The sequence below is a fragment of the Idiomarina sp. UBA3176 genome (genome assembly GCF_002364295.1).
GTDB lineage: Bacteria > Pseudomonadota > Gammaproteobacteria > Enterobacterales > Alteromonadaceae > Idiomarina > Idiomarina loihiensis.
Window position 1 is genome coordinate 91,791 of record NZ_DEXU01000003.1, and the last position, 17,888, is coordinate 109,678.

A 17,888-nucleotide genomic window follows, 5' to 3' on the forward strand; every position below is an offset into this window, starting at 1 on the left:
GCTCAATATATAAAAGGGATTGAAAAAAAACTCTCCCCCGATTTTTACAAAGTTAAAACCAATAATACAGATTATTAAAGCTATCAAAATCGCTTTAAATTGATTGTGTCTTGCCATAGTATCACCTAATTAATTCTTCTATTTTTGACTTTACTTCCTGAGCCGCCTGTTTGACATCATTTCCTGTCAATGTAAAAGATTTACTGACGGTGGCGTCAGCGCCTAGTGAGGGGCCAATTTCTACTGTGGCGCTAGATTCTGAGCTAGATGCATCCCCAATACTGACTGTCCCTACGCCAACTCCCACATCAAGAGAAGCTGACGGAGCATCAAAGTTCTGATCGGTATTACTTCCAGCTCCCTTGCCAAATGTCAATCCAGCAATCGCTCCTTTCTGCTTTATAACGCCTTTGGTGACATCTGAATCAACATTTGAAGCACTCGTGCTAAATCGCACGAACAATCCAGAAGTAGTATTCCCTTGGCCGCTAGCATTAGGTTTAAAGCCTACAGTTCCAACATCTACAGCTCCTACGAACGGTACTTTTAGCGACAAGAAGGTTTCTTCATAGTCTCTTCCATCTGGGTCAACATATTTATAAGGATTGTTAGCAGCGTATGCATATCTATTGAACCCTTGAATTTTACCTTCAGAAAGGAAAGATGCTGTACCCTTTGGATCATTCGAATAAAACCGCCCAATTACTGGATCGTAGTATCGTGCCTGCATATACATTAATCGATACTACGAGCCATAGTAAAACACCAATAAAATTAAACTAATACAGTGCGTTAGCAGTATAGCTTAGTTATTGAAGCCTACTGCATTGAGCATAAAAAACAAAGCTCCGCGAGGGCGAGGCTTTGGATTCAAAGAGCCATCTTTACTATGGATGAATCGTTTTTCGCTTACAATACCTATGGACTACGATACGCATACAAAAATCTAAGAATATCGCCAAGAACACTGACAATATTGACTCAATAAACACCCCTTGTATATTTATAGAAATAGAGCTCAAAATGTCTTGCACTAGAAATCGAATAAAGCCAGTAATAAAAGAGATAAAAAAAAGTACCCCTCCAAAACTACCATCATCATATTGCAAGTCAAACGACTCAATAAGTACGGAAGCTCCAAGACTTATCACTGTGCATGTTAAAAAGAAATGCTTTAGAAGTTTAATCATTATTGTTTTTTCTCAAATTTTTCTTTTGGAACTGGTTTGTCAAAACCTTGGCCTTCTGGAACTTTTATATTGGTCATATCCACACCGGCTGCATTGAGTAAACCGGAAACATATGAATTTGAATTAAACGTATCACTACCGTTGGGATCAAACGAGTATTCCAAATTATCTTGATAGTTAGCATCCAGCTGCATTAGATTATCAACGAAGTCATTTTCTGACATTCCATTAGGTGGAGTAATAGTTATTCCGCCAGTATGTTCAGCCGCATCGCTCGATCTGTTGTAGTTACTCTCTAAATTCCATGACCCATTTGGGCCAGCCCCCATTGTCCCATATTTCTGTCCCTGAGAATTAGTCAACTGACCTATTGAAGATATCCTTTTTGCATTATTAAAGTGGCTTGGCTCATTCGGTATGATAGTCAACAAAGAATGATTTTTTCCTGACCCTATGCCTGCTATAGAAACTTCATGCCACTGAAGTTTCACTTCTCTTCCGTCGGGATCAATATACTTGTACGGATTATTATTTGCGTAAGAATACCGATTAAAGCTATGGACACCTTTAAATCCAACCGGGTCATTCGAATAAAACCGCCCAATCACTGGATCATAATATCGTGCCTGCATATACATTAATCGACACTACGAGCCATAGTAAAACATCAATAAAATTAAACTAATACAGTGCGTTAGCAGTATAGCTTAATTATTGAAGCCTACTGCATTGAGCACCAAAAAAACCTTCCGAGGGCGAGGCTTTGGATTCAAATTTTCTTTTTATCAACTATGTATCATATCTTTTTTTATATACTCGATATGTGTTTGCTGCAATTAGCGCCATTAGCACATTGTAGGCAGCTAGAAAAAACAAACCACGTAGTGGACTATAACCTATACCGATAACTAATCCAGCAAAGCCTCCTACTACTAAGTGAAAGAGCAACTGCCTTTTGTAAAACTTGAAAAACGTCACCTAGTGCTCCTTGTTAATTTCTTTATTTGTTACGGAGAGGGCAGCATCAGCCGCCGCAGGAGCAGCAGTAGAGCCACCTGAGGTAAGTTGCTCACTAACGTTGGAGCCAACATAGCTACTTCTTGTCGTATTTGATATCTGAGAACTAATACCACCTGCATTAGATAAATCATCTAGTTTATTTGTAATGGCATTGGCTCCTTTTGCGCCAACAAAACCACCCGCACCTCCAGCAACTGTGCTTGTTGCCGCTTTTGTCAGATCGATTTCTTGCCCATTTGCTAAGTCGGAAGCAATTGAGCCAGCACCATTAGCTGCACCGCTGACTGCGGTTGTTTGTGCAACAGCCTTTGAGCCAGTTATAGCTCCCTTCACTGCTTGTGTAGCAGCTCTGCCAGCAAACCCACCAGTTACAGCACCAACTGCACCTGCAATAGCTATATCTGTAAAATTTATATCTTGTCCTGTTGCCACCTGAGCAATTAGCTCAACCCCTGCCCCAATAACTGCCCCCCACAAGAACTCACCGTCAGGGTCGGTATATTTATATGGATTGTTATTAACGTACATATAGCGATTAAAGGACATAACTGGGTTGGCAGATGTGTACCCAACCGGATCATTCGAATAAAAACGACCTATGACTGGATCATAGTATCGTGCCTGCATATACATTAATTGAATCGCCACTAGTTCACTAGACACTCAGTAGCCGTTTTTTCAAATCGTTTTTCATACTCTACCGGCGATAACTGATCATTGGAACTATGCCGGCGTTTCACGTTGTAAAACATCTCAATGTAGTCAAACACATCACGACGAGCTTCAGCCCGGTTTGAATACACTTTACGCTTAATGCGTTCTCGTTTAAGTAACTGGAAAAAGCTCTCAGCAACGGCATTATCATGGCAGTTTCCTCGACGACTCATGCTTCCTTCCAGATTGTTACTTTTCAGGAATGAGCTCCAGTCATGACTCGTATATTGACTGCCTTGATCGGAATGCACGACAACTCTGTGTTTAGGCTTTCTTCGCCAGACCGCCATAAGTAGAGCATCAAGAACTAACTCCTTTGTCATTCGCTGCTGCATTGACCAGCCAATGACTCGCCGGGAGAACAGGTCAACAACAACCGCTAAATAGAGCCACCCTTCATGGGTTTTGATGTAGGTGACATCCGTTACCCAGGCCTGATTGGGGTGTTCAGTATTGAACACCCGGTTTAGTTTGTTGGGCGTAACGATGTGTACAGCACCACCGCGATGACGAGGCTTACGGTAACCAACCTGAGCTTTAAGTTGACTCAGTTTCATCAGACGGTGAACTCGATTGATACCAATTCGTTCGCCATATTCGCGCAGGTCGCTGTGTATTTTTCTGTAACCGTAAACACCACCGGACTCAAGCCAGAACTGTTTAATAAGTCCTGTTTGTCGCTCATCTAACTTCTGTCGGTGAGAGCGTGGCTCTTTAAGCCACGCATAATAGCCGCTGTGATGAACATCCAGTAAGCGACATAATTTACGCACAGGCCAACAGTCCTTGTGGTCTTTAATGAAGGCGTACCTTAGTCGGACTGATTCGCGAAGTACGCCGCGGCTTTTTTTAATATGTCACGCTCTTCAGTGACACGCTGCAGCTCTTTTCTTAAGCGCTTTAACTCAGCCTGCTCTTCATTGTTAGCCTCGTGCTTTTCCGCGTCAGGGCCATATTTTTTAACCCAGGCGTATAAACTGTGCACGGAAACATCTATTCGTCTCGAAACATCGGCAACAGAATAACCTTTGTCGGTAATTTGTCGGACAGCTTCGATCTTAAATTCTTCAGGGTATCGTTTATTACTCATAAGCACCTCTTTTATGCCATTATCTATGGCTATGAGGTGTCTATCAAATCAGTGGCGATTCACTGGAAAGTTTCATTACATGCCGTTCCCTGGTTAGATTAATTATCAACCAATTAAACTACTCTTTTACAACAATAAAGCAACCCAGAGATAAAACATTTAAATTGAGCGAGAGCCCCTATTGGATTCAGACCTTACCCAACAATTAAATGAAATGCAGCACCCACGGCTCTCAGGTAGAATGCCAATAATCATCACCATTGAGTTGCTTATTAATACATGACTTTTTCTGATCTCGGACTTTCTCCTGAAACCCTTACTGCCCTTGCACGTCAGGATTACGGCGAGCCTACCCCCATTCAGGCTCAGGCTATTCCGCTGGTACTGGCGAAGAAAGATGTCATGGCGGCGGCACAAACGGGCACGGGAAAGACAACGGCCTTTACGGCGCCTATTTTAGAACTTTTGAAAAGTAACGAACGTGCGAAGGCAAACACAGCGCGTGCGCTTATTTTAACGCCCACTCGTGAGCTAGCTGCTCAGGTGGGTGAAAACGTTGCGAACTTAAGTGCGGGTCTGCCACTGAATTATACGGTGGCGTTTGGTGGTGTGAAAATTAATCCGCAAATGATGAAGCTTCGTAAAGGCGTGGATATTCTGGTGGCGACGCCAGGCCGCTTGCTGGATTTATACAAACAAAACGCGGTTCGTTTCCCCAAGTTAGAAGTGCTGGTGTTAGATGAAGCCGACCGTATGCTCGACATGGGCTTTATTCACGACATAAAGAAAATTATTAAGTTACTTCCGGCTAAGCGCCAAACACTTCTGTTCTCGGCAACCTTTTCCGATGACATTCGTACGCTGGCTAAGGGCTTGCTGAAAAGCCCGGTAGAAGTTGCCGTGGCACCACCCAACTCCACAGCCGAGCCTATTGAGCAAACAGTGTGTGAAGTACAAAAAAGCCAAAAGCTGGGGCTGCTATTAAAGCTACTGAAAAGTCTTAACTTACCCCAGGTGCTTCTGTTTTCGCGCACCAAGCAAGGCGCTAACCGGTTAGTCAAACAGCTGGATAAAGCCGGCTTCTTGGCAGCGGCTATTCACAGCGCCAAAAGCCAGGGTGCCCGTACCAAAGCGCTGGCTGACTTTAAAAGTGGCAAAGTGCAGGTGCTTGTCGCCACCGATATCGCATCACGCGGCATCGACATTGAAAAGCTGCCGTACGTGATCAACTACGACCTCCCCCACGTTGCGGAAGACTACATACACCGTATTGGTCGCACTGGCCGCGCAAGCCAAACCGGTCATGCTATATCGTTGGTAACGGACGAGGACGCTGAAGCGCTGAAGGCCATTGAGGATCTTATAGGGGAGCGGATTGAGCAGCGCGAGCTGTAAGGCTTTGCCGACGTCGAACTTATTGGAACGACGCCGGCTTCGACTAAAGATCAGCGCGGATAGTTTTAGCACTCAGTTCATGAGCACGGTCTAAAGCATCCATAGCAGGTACTTCAATATCCGGAATAATTCCCGTGCGCTCCCAGTTTTTCCCGGTTGCCGTTATTATCGGTTTAAATAATGAGATACGGAACGCAAGCGTGTCAGTAATTCGGCGCACTCCAACATAAAAACCGGCACTGGCGGTGGTTTCACCAACCAACACGGCCTTTGAATTAGCCTGTAAAACACCGGCGAAAATTTCAGAAGCACTGGCGGTGTTGCGACTGGTTAATATCCAAACCGGAAAGTCACCGCGAAAGCCTTGGTGAGCTGCGGTATCAGATGCTGAAATCTCTGCCGTCTTCTCGTTTACAGAATCAAGCACATACCAAAGAGGCGTTTCGTCGGGCAGAAAATAGCTCAACATGTACTGAACTAAATCGGGCGAACCGCCAACGGTATCTCGCAAGTCAATGATGATGCCGTCGCTCTGCTCCAGAAAGTTGAAGCTTGCGTCAACGGCGTCTCTGGTCTGCTTGTCCGGCGAAAACTTATTAAACTTCAAATAGCCAATGTTACCGCTCAGGTAACGCACTTCCTCGAACCCATAGTTATTGGTTAACTTCCCTTCTTTATGGGTCAATATATGGGTAATTTCTTCGTCTGGGTTAACGGTATACAAACTTAGATGGTTATCGCCCGTAACTGCTCGTAAATCTTGTCCCAATACGTGCGCGAAGTCATCAAGAGACGTCAGCGAATCGTACTGTCCCAACTCTAGCTTGTTTAGAAATAACTCCCTTAATTCGGGGACCACGTCCGGTTCTATGTAGTTATCCTGCATAACATCGAACGTTTTAGTCATCAGCTGACGAACATGTTCTGACGACAGGTTGTTCTCATTTGCCTGAGAGAGTTCAGAATTGGACAGCAGAGAAATAAGCAAAAGTAGCAGAGCAATAAGTCTGCACGGTTTAAGCAAAATACTTTTCATAAGTTTACCTTTAAAATCCATTAGTAACGGCTGGCTTGAACCAGTCCAGTTTTCGTTATTCGTTTAGGAACTAATGGATTCAGATAAAGGCGTTCTTGATTTTGAATTGTATGCCAACGTCTTTCCATCCGGACAGGTGAAAACGACTTGATGGCTTTATTAAAAACCAATCAATAGGAATAGGTTCGGTGAGCAAATAAATATTAGCAACGAGCGCGCTGAACTTAGTTTCATCAACACGCTCGAATTGCCAATTTGCCGACTGTTTATGGTGCTCAAATTGACTCGCGCTGGAATATGGTGAAGCCGAGACAGCAGTGTTGTCATTTGCCTGAGAAGTAATAAATGTGTCGGCAACCGCAAACTGCGTATTGGTGGTCGAGTCCGGGTTAGTAAAAAACAGCCAGCAGAACACATACAGCATTATCGCAGTAGTTGTGACCTTAACAGCCTGAAAGGCATATTTTCTGGCTGAATTAACCATTATAAGTCTCGTTCTATATTAAGTTTGAACATCACTGACTCAAGTTTGCCCAGGTTTTCGGGGTTGTGCCAAAACATTTTTTAAAATGTCTCGTCATATGGCTTTGGTCTGCAAAACCACTGCTGAATGACACTTGAGACAATGGTATGCCACACTCAATTAAAGCTTTTGCTTTTTGTAAGCGTTTCAGGGTTACGTAGCGATAAGGGGTGGTGCCATATAGAGCTCTGAAATCGCGTGTTACCTGCCACTTACTATAGTCGGAAATCACAGCCAGTTCATCCAATGTAATGTCGACAGGTAAACTGGAATCTATGGTAATGATATCGTCAATATATTCGCGCACTCGCTTCATTGCATGGTAGTTTGCTTGAGTATGCTTAATACTGTTCGACGTAGTCTGCTGTAAACAGTTGGCAAAAGCATAAATAAGATCCTGATGCTCTAACTTTTCCAGCGGCCGATTAAATTCAGATAATAGCTTTTTCGCAATTTCAATAAACTGAGGCTGCTTTGTTACTCCTCCGTCCAAAAATGGCAGGCTGAAGCCTTGCAATATATTTTGCACGTCAACAGGATCAATGGTTATCGCTCGGTAAGCAAAAGGGTCATCTGTCCCGGCCTGACCATCGTGAGTTTCATCAGGATGCAGTATCACCACTTCACCGGGAAGGGAGTGTCGTAATTCACCGCGATAATTGAAGCTTTGAACACCTTGTGTCGTTAAAGCTAAAGTGTATGTGTCATGGCTGTGTGGTGCATAAGCAAGTCCACTAAAACAGGCTTCGATTCGTTCTGTTTCGCCGTCGGCTCTGCTCACCCAACTCTTGTTCTTCCCCATCCCTGCGGTACTCCTGAATTGACTCATTTCAAGCTATGACAAAGCCTTTTTAATGCCTCATGTCACTTTATTCATATAATCGCAATATCGTTCAATAACATATAGGCTAGCCGAGCTACTATAGCCCAAACATTCATTGGGAGCATATATCTTGATTAAACACTACGTCGTTTTCGCTAAATTGATTGCAGTGGTAACCGTCGCATTATTAACGGCAAGTTGCTCAGCCAAAGGGATCATCAACCTACAAAGCGGCAATGCTCTGGCGTCGCAAACATGGTTAAGTAAAGAAGAAAGCTTCAAAGTTCCCTTCGTTTGGCATGACGGCCATATCATTATTGAAGTAAACGTAAATGATACCGAACCTCTAAGGCTCGCTTTTGATTCAGCTGCCGCTGCGACCGTTATTTTTGATACTCCCCGAACTCAAAACCTGCCGTTAGATGTGGAAAGACAGCTTGATCTTCAGGGCAGGCAAGTCAACGTGGTTAATAATGGAGTTATACAAATTGGAGAACTAGAGCTTTCAGAATTGACCTTTATCCACGTCCCTATTGAGCAAAACCCGTTATTCAATGACTATGACACAGCTTATTTTGACGGCGCGATTGGCTACGACCTACTGAACCACTTCAATATAACGGTTCTTTTCTCAGAACAGTCCCTACAGTTCTCTCAAAGAGACACGAAAAGTGCATTCAGCAACGAAAACAGCATTACTTTACCATTGTCGATTCATGGCCGAATTCCTTACGTTGATGCCACAATGAAAAACAAAGACGACGTTAAGACAAAATATGCTTTTGTGGTAGACACAGGTGCCCCTGACTATGTTTATTTGAATGAAAAATTGGCAGATGGTGTAGAGTTTCCAGTGGAATATTTTGAAACTCAAACACAAAACTTTGACGGCAAAGAGGTATTTAAAACCAGTCGCATCGACTTCTTTGGACTGGGCGATGCGGAATTTCAAAATGTAGCAGCACATGATTTACCGCATTTTAAAGACTCTCACGGAGTTGGTTTAATAGGCAGCGGGCTGCTTCGGAAATTTGATGTCCATTTTAATTACGAGGAAGGCACTATTACGCTCGTAAAAAATAAGCTGTTTAGTAATCAAACTTATATTGACCGCAGTGGCTTGGTAATGGAGCCACACCGTCTGGGAGGCCTAATAGAACAGGTAGCAGAAAATTCTCATGCAGCAGAACTTGGAATTACTGCACCAGCGATAATGAGAGAAATTAACGGCGAAGAAATAACTGAAGACAACTTTGATGAGCTGCGCGCGTTATTAAGCAGTGATGAGCCATTCGTGAATCTATGCTGGAAAACAAGCGGCCGAACAGAATGCGGCGATTTAAAGCTAAAAGATCGCATCTCGTTATAACTGACTTTAGCTTTTACTATAGGAAGTTTAGAGCGTCCTAATTGACGCTCTTATTAGCTTTTACTTTGCTCATAAAACCGTTGTCACTAGTTACTACTCCGACACCCTCTGCTACGACATTTGCAAATCTTTCATCAACAGGCTTGTGCTTGGACCAAAGATAGACTTCCGTTCCATGCTCTTGAAGTCTGGCCGCTAATCTCTTTGGATATCCCCAAAAGTACTTTGCCTTCGACGGCGGAATCAGGAGCGTTGTGTTCTTACATGATTCAGGCACGATGCCAGCCCACCCCAGCAGCAAGTAGTCAACTCCGCAGCTTCTAACGCCGTCAACACTTACTACCGGGATTAATGAATCTGCTTTTCGAAACCAGTTAATGCCTTTTGAGGAGGTGATCACCAAAACATCTTGAGCATGAGTAAAAGGTTTACTGGCAAGGTAACGATATAGAACATCAAATGAGTGCTCATCGTTATCTTTTAAGTTTAACCAGAATTCATATTCTGGAAACCGGCTAACGAACTCATCTAATTTAGAAATTCTAAAGCCTAACCCTCGAAAAGGAAATGTTGCGCCGTCATCAAACGTGTACCCAAATCCAGCATCAACTTTTTGTATATCACGGAACAAGGTTTTATTTATCTGACCGCTGGCATTGGTCGCACAATCTAAAGTCCAATCGTGAAATACGACCAGTTGATCATCTAGTGTCCGGTGCACGTTAAGATGAAGAACATCGGTTCCGGCTTGAACGGATGTAGAGGCTGCTTCTAGAGTGTTCTCAACTGTACCGACTTCGGACTCCAGCAAAGACTTTGCGGTACAACCTGTCTCATTCAATTTGCTATAATTTACCGAGCCTCCCCCTGCACGGTAAGCAACGACCTCCCCCTCTCTCTTTAGACTAGGAACAAACAAGTACGCGTTAGAAATGCCAGCTATAACTATCAATAGAATAAGAAGCGACAAAGTAATTATAATTTTTTTCACAGTATTTCCTTACTGCGGAATGCTAATGCCGCACTCACGGGATTGTCATATGCAGCGTTTGCTTAAGCACTTTTCACCGTTAGTTTCTGCCAAATTTCCAACCATCTTTTTTCAGCTATGCGCTTTCTAAAATCAACTGGCTTGGGCCTCTTGTTATTCAGCGTAATGGAGTAATTAAATAGAGGCTCGACGCCGAAAGGGGCAACAATGGTGACCTCCCCATTATCATCCAACCTAGCTCCGACAGCTGTTTCCACTTCAATCCAGTAACTCATAGCGTTTGAAGCTGACGTATATGGTTTATCCAAGTTCCGCTCATGCATTCTCGCTTGATTCTTTACCGACCAGGGAAAATCAGAGATGCCGCTGAGCTTATCTTCTATAACGCGATCTCTAGCCTTGCCGATATCCTTAGGATCGAAGTAGATTAAATCTATATCGTTAAGCGGCGTTGCAGATGAAAAATTATGCATCTTGTCCCACGCGAGATTGCGGACAAAGCCTGCAGCGAGACACCAGTCCGGCAGGCGCAGTTCAGCAGCCAAATAAAGTACCTCCATGCGTTCCGAGTCTTCTTTTATCCATTTTTTGAGCTGTTCTTCGTAGTCCATTGGATGCCTGATATTTATATATTGTGCATACGTACTTAGTAACTCGACCAATTACTGACGGCATTCTGCATCGCACCGATAACGCTAATTTTAATTTCGTTATGTAACTGACATTAAACGAATTAAAACGGTAATTCAAACACTTACCAACAAACCGCTCCTATACCAGCTATGTCTAAGCCTTGCCTGACTCGACCCAAAATGCTTATATGAATAATATCAATCACAACTATTATTAAGCAGGTACCGAATGCCGGACAACTTAAAGCTTTACGAAGCTATTGTGCTGCTCGCGTTGTGCGAGGAAAAAGGCACCATGAACGGCGCGTATGTAGAATATGCGACCGCGGCTGCACTAGCTGCCGAGTTATTGATGCTTGGACGTATAAAAGTTGATGACGGCAATAAAGAAAAAGTCACGTTAGTTAACGACAGCCGAACAGGTGACTCGTTATTAGATGAAGCGTTAACAAAGATCTCGGACACAAAGTGGCAATACCAATTAGAATACTGGGTAGAAAAACTCGCTGGCATTAAAGACCTTAAACACAAAGTAGCGCAGGCACTCGCTGCTGACGGAATAGTGGCGTCAGAGAAAGAGAAAGTCTTGTGGTTGTTTGAGCGCCGTGTATACCCAGAGGTGAATCCTGAGCCTGAAGAACAGTTGCGTCAGGAAATGCGCAATGTAGTACTGAGTGATGAAAACGATATTGAGCCGCGAATAGCTATTACCATTGCTTTAGCCAATAGCGCATCACTTTTACCTCAAGTATTTAGCAAGCAAGAGCTGAAAGATCGTAAACACCGCATCAAGCAAATAGAAAACGGCGAACTGGTATCCAAAGCCGCAAAAGAAGCGATCCAGGCTATAGAAGCAGCAGTTATGATAGCTGCCATCATGCCGGCTATAACTGCAGCAACAGTGACATCGAGCCCAAGCTCCTGTTAAAAAAATACGGTTGCCGTTGCAGGCTAGTTTACCGTTTATTCTGCCTTGGGTTCTCCCGTTATCCAGGCGTTTATCTCTTTATACATTAGACCTTGCGAAAACGGTAAACCGTGGTAATCATCATAAATAACCAGCTTATGGGGATGATTAATATCGGATAATTTATCCGCTAAGATCTTTGCTTGCTCCACAGAAACCCTTTCATCCTTGGCTCCGTGAAGTATGAGGATGGGTAATTCACCAGGCAGCTCATCTAGCCAATACACTACTGAGCGCTTCCTTAATTCCGACTCTTTGTTACTCGTGAAACTGGGGACTCTATAATCGAAGACCTTTTCCATTTCAGGCCTTTCTTCAAGTGTTTTGAATAAATCCGAGGGGCCACCAAGAACCGTCAATGATTTTATATTGCTCAGTTCTTTTAGTGATATAAAAGCCGACATTGCTCCCCGACTAAACCCAACCATATGAATTTGGTTTTCATCTACGTATGGCAACTGAGAGGCTAGCCGAACAATATTAATAACGTCTTTCACATCGCTCCCGCCAAACTCATCAACACTCTCAGCCGGTCCATCAGTTAACTCCATTCCACCTCTGTATTGAGTGGCTAAAACAGCAACGCCCATTTCTGCTATAGGTTTCAAATGCAGGAAAATACTGGAGTAGTTTAGAGCCCCAAAACGGCCATTACCTCCTCGATTGAAAATGACCGCAGGCACTTTTTGGTCATTCTCAGTTTTAGGAGTTAACAGTATTCCGCCAACAGGATACTGGCCGCTTTGGTAGACAATGACCTTACAGGTAAAATTAGCTTTTAAATCCAGGAACTCTTTTTTGTTTATTCTTGAGTACTTTGCCTCTTCATAAGTATCCCCGAGGCACTTTTTTTCTCTAAGAATATCGCCAGATTCATTCGCCAATGAGCTGTCTGAAAATATTAACGGAATAAACATTAAAGCTAATTTTGTGATGTTCCTTATCATTTTTTCAGTCTCAGATTGCCATAATTTAGAGTGTGATTCGCGTGATAGCGATGGAATGTTATCTGACTCAAAATATTGTTATTAGTTCTTTTATAACTAACTATATAAATTTTCTAGCAAATTTTAGATAAAATAGCAGCGGTGATGACATCAAGTTCTAATTCTTGTTAAATTAACGATAAAAAGTACAAGGATAGACAAAGTATGAGTAAACGACCGATTTGCCCTGAGTGCAACGAGAGCATGACGTTCTTACAAAGCTTTAAAAACATTAACCCATGGAACTACAAATGCCCAAACTGTAAAAAGAAAATTGTCGCCCCAAAGCTTTGGAAGAACATCACAATAGCCTGCTTCATTATGGGCTTCTGTGCGGGTATATTTGCATCATATAAAGAAGAACAAGGTGCCTGGACAGCTAATACCAGTTGGCTATTCTTTGGTCTAGGTATTTTGGTATTAATTCCGATAACTAGCTTTATATGGACTCGCCTAAAGTTCAAATCCCTAAGCGACAAATAAACTTTTAATCAGGTTTTATCGTATTGCTGGATACACGTAATAATTTAAGGCAATCATTAATGTTTGGACTTTTTAAATCAGACCCTACGAAGAAAATGCGCAAAGAACTAAAGCAACTGCAAGAAAAAGCCATGGAAATGCAGCGTAACGGAAACATTCGCGATAGTTCGCATATCAGCCAACAAGCAGACGAACTCTGGAATAAGATTCAGGCACTGGAAAGTCAGAATAAGTAAGCTTGCGGTTATGGGTTGCTAACTAGCAACCCGCTTTTCTCTAAAACATTAAAACAAACTTGCAAATAGTAATAATTCTCATTATGATCCAACCCGCAATTACTTAAGCACTCTTAAGTGTTGCTTATACAGGTCTTTGCTTTTCCTCTCCCTGGAAGTGCAAATTTGTTCCCTAGCTGCGGCTAGGGAACGTTTTTTACCAAGACCACCATCAACACACTCTAAAGCTCTTATCTCACCTGTATACAAATAAACTGAAAACTTATTTCACCTTTACATTGAAACGCAAATCATTCTCATTTATGATCCTCCTCCGACATTTCACGGGGGTATCAATGAAACTGACAAAATGCTTTATCGCACTGACTCTGGCCGGTATGACAAGCACACCATTGCTGGCACAAGAAACACAAACAACAAAGGAATCAGACTCAACTGGCTCTCAAGAGAACATTGAGCACATTAACGTTAAAGGCCGAGCCCAGACGCTTTACCGTCAGGACTCAAGCAGTGTTGCTACACGCACCAATACGCCCATTGAAGAAATTCCACAAAGCGTTCAGGTGCTGACCGAAGAACTCATGAAAGATCAGGCCGCCCGCCAAATAACAGATTTGTATCGCAGTATCAGTGGTGTGAATTCGTTCAGTTACTCCACCATTACTTTCCGTGGTTTCCGTCAGGATGACATTTTCTATGACGGTGTTCGCGGTGACCCCTTTAACGGATTCGCCGTTCCGCAGTTATTCAACATTGGACAAACTCAGGTGTTAAAAGGCCCAAGTGGTGCCATGTTTGGTAGCGGTCAGCCCGGCGGCGTTATTAACTATGTGACTAAAAAGCCAACAGCAACAGCGGAGCGTTCCATTGAACTGGGGCTCGGAAATTACGACTACAAACGCGGTTCTGTTGAATTAAGCGGACCGCTCACAGAAGATGCTTCGCAGCGTTACCGTGCCGGTTACTATTACGATAACGAAAAACCGTTTCGCTATAACACAGAGCAAACCAATAAAATTCTCGACTTAGGTTACGCTTTTGATATCGGAAGCAGCAGCGAAGTCATTCTTCAGCTAACCGACTATGAGCAAGACTACCAGGGCGCTCGCCTCCGCGGCGTGCCGGTTGATAATGACGGTAACTTTGTCACCGACCGTAAATGGAACCATAACGAAGCGAGCGACTTCCAAAGATTAGAAGCTACCGTTTATCAGGCTCGCATTAATAACGACTTTTCGCTTAACTGGCGCGGCGATTTAACCGTTCGTCACTATGAGAACACCGAGCGTCAGAATTATCACGAACCTCGCGGTCTACTTGATGCCGACTTAAATCCTGTGGACGACCCTAGAGAGGCGGTTTACAGTCAACGACAATTCCGTAATCAGTATCGTGAAAACGAAGCCACCAGTGTTACAGGTAACTTAATTGGTGAACTCAATATTTCAGGTCTGGAACATACTGTGTTAATGGGGGCCGAAAGTTATACGGCAGACAACACCTTTATTGGCAACAACGCAAACCCTGGCGAAGTTCCCAATTTAGAGATCCATAACCCAGTTTACGGACTGACCTCAGGCCCCTACTCTACCGCATTAGAAAATGCGACCCCAAGAGTTACCAAAACTCAGCGCGACGGCTTCTACCTGCAAGATCAAATTTCGTTTAACGAAAAAGTAAACCTGTTACTGGGTTTGCGTTACGACCAGTTTGAAGACGAGACCAATGCAGCAGATTTTGATGACAGTGACTTAACCTACCGTATTGGTGGAACCTACGAATTTGCTGATTGGGTTCGGGCTTATGCGCTATACGGTACAGGGTTCTCACCACAGTCTGCCGGTGATCAGGAATCAGAGGTTGGCGGTCCTTTCGAGCCGGAACAATCGGATATTAAGGAGTTGGGCGCCCGTTGGTCATTGATTAACGACAGCATTCGCGTCAGCACCGCAGTTTACGAAATTAACCGCGAAAACATTTTGCAGGCAACCGGTGAAGTCAGCGAAGACGGTCGCAATGTTTTAGGCAACGTAGGCAAAGTGCGCAGCCGTGGGTTTGAAATTGATGTGCTGGGCGACATTACCGACCAATGGGTCATTAATGCTAACTATGCATACAACGACGCAAAAGTGGTAGAAACCGTACCTGGCCAGGGTATTACCAACGCAGTCGGTGACCAGTTCGCAAACGCTCCCATGCACCAAATGGGCGTATGGACACGCTACGATTTACCTGCACTGAACTCCTCTATCAGCGGTGGTATGGATTACGTGAGCGAGCAAATAAGCTTTTCGAACCCCGCTCAACGAGTTAAACCCTACACAGTGTTTGATGTCAGCTGGCAGACAGAGTTTGACCAGTGGTTAGTTCAGGTTAATATCAAAAACTTATTTGATAAGGAATATGCGTCAAGCGGCTTCTTAACCCGTACCGGACACTTCCCGGGCGAACCTCGTCGCATTTACGCATCGGTTAAATATCGTTTTTAAGGACTTTGCTCAATGACTAACCGCCAGTGGTTCAAATTTCATTCCTGGGCTGGCTTCGCCTTTGCGGGGCTTCTGCTGCTCATTTGTATCACTGGCGTTTTAGCTACTTTGAGTTACGAAATTCAATACCTTAGTGACGAAAAATACCGGGCTCTAGAAGAACGTGAAGGCCCGGTGGCCTGGAAAGAGCTAGAGTCTAGCCTGAGTGAAAACTACCCTGAGAGCCATATTTTAGGGGCGCAGGTGCACTCGCAAGACTACCTCTCCGGCGAAGTCCGTTTAATGACCCCAAATGGCTTTCGCTTTGTTTATTTCGATGCGGCCAGCGGACAATTACTGGGTGAAGGTGGCTGGGGGCAAGTTTCACGCTACTTACGCGACATTCACATGTATTTGTCTATGGGTGGCATAGGTAAATACATTGTTACCCTCACCAGCCTCCTGCTTCTTATTTCGCTTATTTCCAGCTTTTATGTTTACCGAAAATGGTGGCGCGGATTTCTCGCGAAACCCGGTAAGCTCAGTTGGAAAAAACGAACGGAGTGGTCCTCCTGGCACAAATGGATGGGGCTTTGGAGTTGGTGGTTTATCGCTACTATTACAATTACGGGAATATGGTATTTAGCCGAACATATGATGTTCAATTTTGACATTGAACATTACCCGGCAGCACCAAAAATTGAGCATACCAAAGCGCAACAGCAACAACCCGCGCTTTCACTCACGGAGCTCGTAAGTATTGCGCAAGCCGCCCGACCAGATATGGACATTACCCGATTCTACTATCCGCACCAATACAACCAACCCATGTCTTTTACCGGACAAAATGGTTCAATACTGGTGCGTGACCGCGCTAACAGAGTATATCTTGACCCGGTTACCGGAGAGATTGCAGGAACTCAGTACGCCGGCAATTTAGGTATTGTCGCCAGAATTTCAGATACAGCCGACCCACTCCACTTTGGTGACTTCTCCGGACTGACCGTAAAACTTATTTACGCCTTCTTCGGACTTATGCTAGTGGCATTAGTTGCAGGCGGAATGAGAATGCACTATTTACGGACTCAAAAACGCGACCCAAACACCGCCAAATGGCTGGGAATTACCGGCAGTTTATCGCTTGTACTAAGCGTTGTAGCACTCATCTACACCACCGTTGTCTTCGACGAATACAGCAACACCTCCACGTCAATTTCTCCGCAGCTTGAACAGCTTAAAACCAAAAAATCTAACTACTCAGAGTAAATTTATTCCTTAACACTAAACCTACAAATGGTCGCAATCTGTACAACGAACAAAGTTTAGTGTAACTTAAAATAATTATCAGATAAGGATTCCAGCCATAGTAGGCTGTTTATTAAAGGGATTTTATGAAGAAAAAGTGGGAAGATTTAACCTTTTTACAAAAGGCGGTAGCTGGCGTTGTTCTAATGGCTTTAGCACTGCTTGCTCCCGAGTTTGCTATGCTGGTTCAATTTGGTGGCATTGAAGTCGCTTTCGCATTTTTACTTTTGTACCTCAAACCCACTTTGCTGTGGCTCCAGGCTAAATACAGCGAACTAGAAGTTAAGCTATTTACCGCTTATCTGTCGTTCACGCAAAGCGCGTCGACCAAGCCATCTGTGTTTATTACCCAGGCAACATTCTGCTGCGCCGCGCTTGCTATTACAGGCTCAATGGCCTTCTCCTTCAGCTTTTTTATGCCCGCCCTGCTGTTCAATTCCGTATTAATTTAATTTTCAGAAAGAACCTTCGCCAGAGCAGCGGAGTTTGTTGCTAGGCAAGGGAAGAAGGACTCGGCATCACGTAGTGTCGAAGGCAAAGGATGGCCTGAGACAAGCGCACACGGACGTGCTCGTAGCGTCTCCGTGATGCAGATTCCTTATTCCCTCAGAGCCAGCAACAAAAAACCCGGCTCGAAGGCTAATGCCGATCAGTTAAGAA

17 protein-coding genes and 1 pseudogene are annotated in these 17,888 nt (G+C 43.9%); 7 read left to right on the plus strand and 11 right to left on the minus strand.

From position 1 onward, the window contains the following. Nucleotides 1-121: 121 nt before the first annotated feature. From B2U97_RS01385 to B2U97_RS01405, 5 genes and pseudogenes are all read right to left on the minus strand, one after another. Nucleotides 122-736 carry an RHS repeat-associated core domain-containing protein gene (locus tag B2U97_RS01385; RefSeq protein ID WP_286830164.1) on the minus strand — a complete coding sequence of 205 codons (615 nt, stop codon included), beginning with the start codon at nucleotides 734-736 and terminating at the stop codon, nucleotides 122-124. A 453-nt stretch (nucleotides 737-1,189) separates the two neighbouring features. Continuing rightward, nucleotides 1,190-1,681, minus strand: a complete 492-nt coding sequence (locus tag B2U97_RS01390) for a hypothetical protein (protein WP_286830178.1) — start codon at nucleotides 1,679-1,681, stop codon at nucleotides 1,190-1,192. An 18-nt stretch (nucleotides 1,682-1,699) separates the two neighbouring features. Then, nucleotides 1,700-1,828: pseudogene (locus B2U97_RS01395) on the minus strand (RHS repeat-associated core domain-containing protein); the annotation flags it as partial. 340 nt (nucleotides 1,829-2,168) lie between these two features. Continuing rightward, nucleotides 2,169-2,858 carry an RHS repeat-associated core domain-containing protein gene (locus tag B2U97_RS01400; RefSeq protein ID WP_286830166.1) on the minus strand — a complete coding sequence of 230 codons (690 nt, stop codon included), beginning with the start codon at nucleotides 2,856-2,858 and terminating at the stop codon, nucleotides 2,169-2,171. Beyond that, nucleotides 2,858-4,014 (minus strand): IS3 family transposase gene (locus B2U97_RS01405; protein WP_411155751.1). Its coding sequence is split into 2 segments (ribosomal slippage): nucleotides 2,858-3,780 and nucleotides 3,780-4,014, totalling 1,158 coding nucleotides; the frame shifts between segments, so codons are not numbered across the junction. Before B2U97_RS01405 ends, B2U97_RS01400 begins: the two co-directional genes overlap by 1 nt. 279 nt (nucleotides 4,015-4,293) lie before the next feature. Between B2U97_RS01405 and B2U97_RS01410 the strand changes: the two genes are divergently transcribed. Next, on the plus strand, nucleotides 4,294-5,409 hold the full coding sequence (locus B2U97_RS01410) for a DEAD/DEAH box helicase (protein ID WP_286830167.1): 1,116 nt from the start codon (nucleotides 4,294-4,296) through the stop codon (nucleotides 5,407-5,409). 43 nt (nucleotides 5,410-5,452) lie between these two features. Here B2U97_RS01410 and B2U97_RS01415 read toward each other — a convergent pair whose 3' ends face one another. The 3 genes from B2U97_RS01415 to B2U97_RS01425 form a co-directional block, all read right to left on the minus strand. Continuing rightward, a complete protein-coding gene (locus tag B2U97_RS01415; RefSeq protein ID WP_286830168.1) occupies nucleotides 5,453-6,445 on the minus strand; it encodes a S41 family peptidase in 993 nt (330 codons plus the stop codon). A gap of 79 nt (nucleotides 6,446-6,524) precedes the next feature. Beyond that, nucleotides 6,525-6,929 (minus strand): hypothetical protein, encoded by a 405-nt coding sequence (locus B2U97_RS01420; protein WP_286830170.1) that lies wholly within the window; start codon nucleotides 6,927-6,929, stop codon nucleotides 6,525-6,527. Between the two features lie 31 nt (nucleotides 6,930-6,960). Further along, nucleotides 6,961-7,770, minus strand: coding sequence for an AraC family transcriptional regulator (locus B2U97_RS01425; RefSeq protein WP_286830172.1), 810 nt, complete (start codon nucleotides 7,768-7,770; stop codon nucleotides 6,961-6,963). A gap of 190 nt (nucleotides 7,771-7,960) precedes the next feature. Between B2U97_RS01425 and B2U97_RS01430 the strand changes: the two genes are divergently transcribed. Beyond that, nucleotides 7,961-9,160, plus strand: a complete 1,200-nt coding sequence (locus tag B2U97_RS01430) for an aspartyl protease family protein (protein WP_286830174.1) — start codon at nucleotides 7,961-7,963, stop codon at nucleotides 9,158-9,160. A gap of 37 nt (nucleotides 9,161-9,197) precedes the next feature. Here the strand turns inward: B2U97_RS01430 and B2U97_RS01435 are convergent, their stop codons facing one another. Together B2U97_RS01435 and B2U97_RS01440 are read right to left on the minus strand one after the other, a co-directional pair. Then, nucleotides 9,198-10,151 carry a glycerophosphodiester phosphodiesterase family protein gene (locus B2U97_RS01435; protein ID WP_286824804.1) on the minus strand — a complete coding sequence of 318 codons (954 nt, stop codon included), beginning with the start codon at nucleotides 10,149-10,151 and terminating at the stop codon, nucleotides 9,198-9,200. A gap of 62 nt (nucleotides 10,152-10,213) precedes the next feature. Further along, nucleotides 10,214-10,762, minus strand: a complete 549-nt coding sequence (locus tag B2U97_RS01440; protein WP_286824800.1) for a nucleotidyltransferase family protein — start codon at nucleotides 10,760-10,762, stop codon at nucleotides 10,214-10,216. A 250-nt stretch (nucleotides 10,763-11,012) separates the two neighbouring features. Between B2U97_RS01440 and B2U97_RS01445 the strand changes: the two genes are divergently transcribed. Beyond that, on the plus strand, nucleotides 11,013-11,711 hold the full coding sequence (locus tag B2U97_RS01445; protein ID WP_286824794.1) for a GOLPH3/VPS74 family protein: 699 nt from the start codon (nucleotides 11,013-11,015) through the stop codon (nucleotides 11,709-11,711). Nucleotides 11,712-11,746: 35 nt separating this feature from the next. Here B2U97_RS01445 and B2U97_RS01450 read toward each other — a convergent pair whose 3' ends face one another. Continuing rightward, the gene (locus tag B2U97_RS01450) at nucleotides 11,747-12,697 is read right to left on the minus strand and encodes an alpha/beta hydrolase family protein (protein WP_286824791.1); all 951 of its coding nucleotides are present in this window, start codon (nucleotides 12,695-12,697) and stop codon (nucleotides 11,747-11,749) included. 581 nt (nucleotides 12,698-13,278) lie between these two features. On the opposite strand from B2U97_RS01450, the gene B2U97_RS01455 reads away from it, so the two are divergent. The 4 genes from B2U97_RS01455 (at nucleotide 13,279) to B2U97_RS01470 (ending at nucleotide 17,680) form a co-directional block, all read left to right on the plus strand. Beyond that, nucleotides 13,279-13,455, plus strand: coding sequence for a DUF6435 family protein (locus B2U97_RS01455; RefSeq protein WP_153849213.1), 177 nt, complete (start codon nucleotides 13,279-13,281; stop codon nucleotides 13,453-13,455). A 335-nt stretch (nucleotides 13,456-13,790) separates the two neighbouring features. Next, complete coding sequence (locus tag B2U97_RS01460) at nucleotides 13,791-15,944, plus strand: TonB-dependent siderophore receptor (protein ID WP_286824776.1); 2,154 nt, start codon at nucleotides 13,791-13,793, stop codon at nucleotides 15,942-15,944. 12 nt (nucleotides 15,945-15,956) lie between these two features. Then, nucleotides 15,957-17,189 carry a PepSY-associated TM helix domain-containing protein gene (locus tag B2U97_RS01465; RefSeq protein ID WP_286824772.1) on the plus strand — a complete coding sequence of 411 codons (1,233 nt, stop codon included), beginning with the start codon at nucleotides 15,957-15,959 and terminating at the stop codon, nucleotides 17,187-17,189. 125 nt (nucleotides 17,190-17,314) lie between these two features. Next, entirely contained in the window at nucleotides 17,315-17,680 is a 366-nt protein-coding gene (locus B2U97_RS01470) for a hypothetical protein (RefSeq protein ID WP_114981218.1), read from the plus strand. The last annotated feature ends 208 nt before the right edge of the window (nucleotides 17,681-17,888 follow it).

Coding starts and splice junctions, on each gene's coding strand:
- B2U97_RS01455 (WP_153849213.1), top strand. CDS start 13,279: ATGTTTGGACTTTTTAAATCAGACCCTACGAAGAAAATGCGCAAAGAA.
- B2U97_RS01410 (WP_286830167.1), top strand. CDS start 4,294: ATGACTTTTTCTGATCTCGGACTTTCTCCTGAAACCCTTACTGCCCTT.
- B2U97_RS01460 (WP_286824776.1), top strand. CDS start 13,791: ATGAAACTGACAAAATGCTTTATCGCACTGACTCTGGCCGGTATGACA.
- B2U97_RS01450 (WP_286824791.1), bottom strand. CDS start 12,697: ATGATAAGGAACATCACAAAATTAGCTTTAATGTTTATTCCGTTAATA.
- B2U97_RS01445 (WP_286824794.1), top strand. CDS start 11,013: ATGCCGGACAACTTAAAGCTTTACGAAGCTATTGTGCTGCTCGCGTTG.
- B2U97_RS01425 (WP_286830172.1), bottom strand. CDS start 7,770: ATGGGGAAGAACAAGAGTTGGGTGAGCAGAGCCGACGGCGAAACAGAA.
- B2U97_RS01420 (WP_286830170.1), bottom strand. CDS start 6,929: ATGGTTAATTCAGCCAGAAAATATGCCTTTCAGGCTGTTAAGGTCACA.
- B2U97_RS01415 (WP_286830168.1), bottom strand. CDS start 6,445: ATGAAAAGTATTTTGCTTAAACCGTGCAGACTTATTGCTCTGCTACTT.
- B2U97_RS01465 (WP_286824772.1), top strand. CDS start 15,957: ATGACTAACCGCCAGTGGTTCAAATTTCATTCCTGGGCTGGCTTCGCC.
- B2U97_RS01470 (WP_114981218.1), top strand. CDS start 17,315: ATGAAGAAAAAGTGGGAAGATTTAACCTTTTTACAAAAGGCGGTAGCT.
- B2U97_RS01385 (WP_286830164.1), bottom strand. CDS start 736: ATGTATATGCAGGCACGATACTACGATCCAGTAATTGGGCGGTTTTAT.
- B2U97_RS01440 (WP_286824800.1), bottom strand. CDS start 10,762: ATGGACTACGAAGAACAGCTCAAAAAATGGATAAAAGAAGACTCGGAA.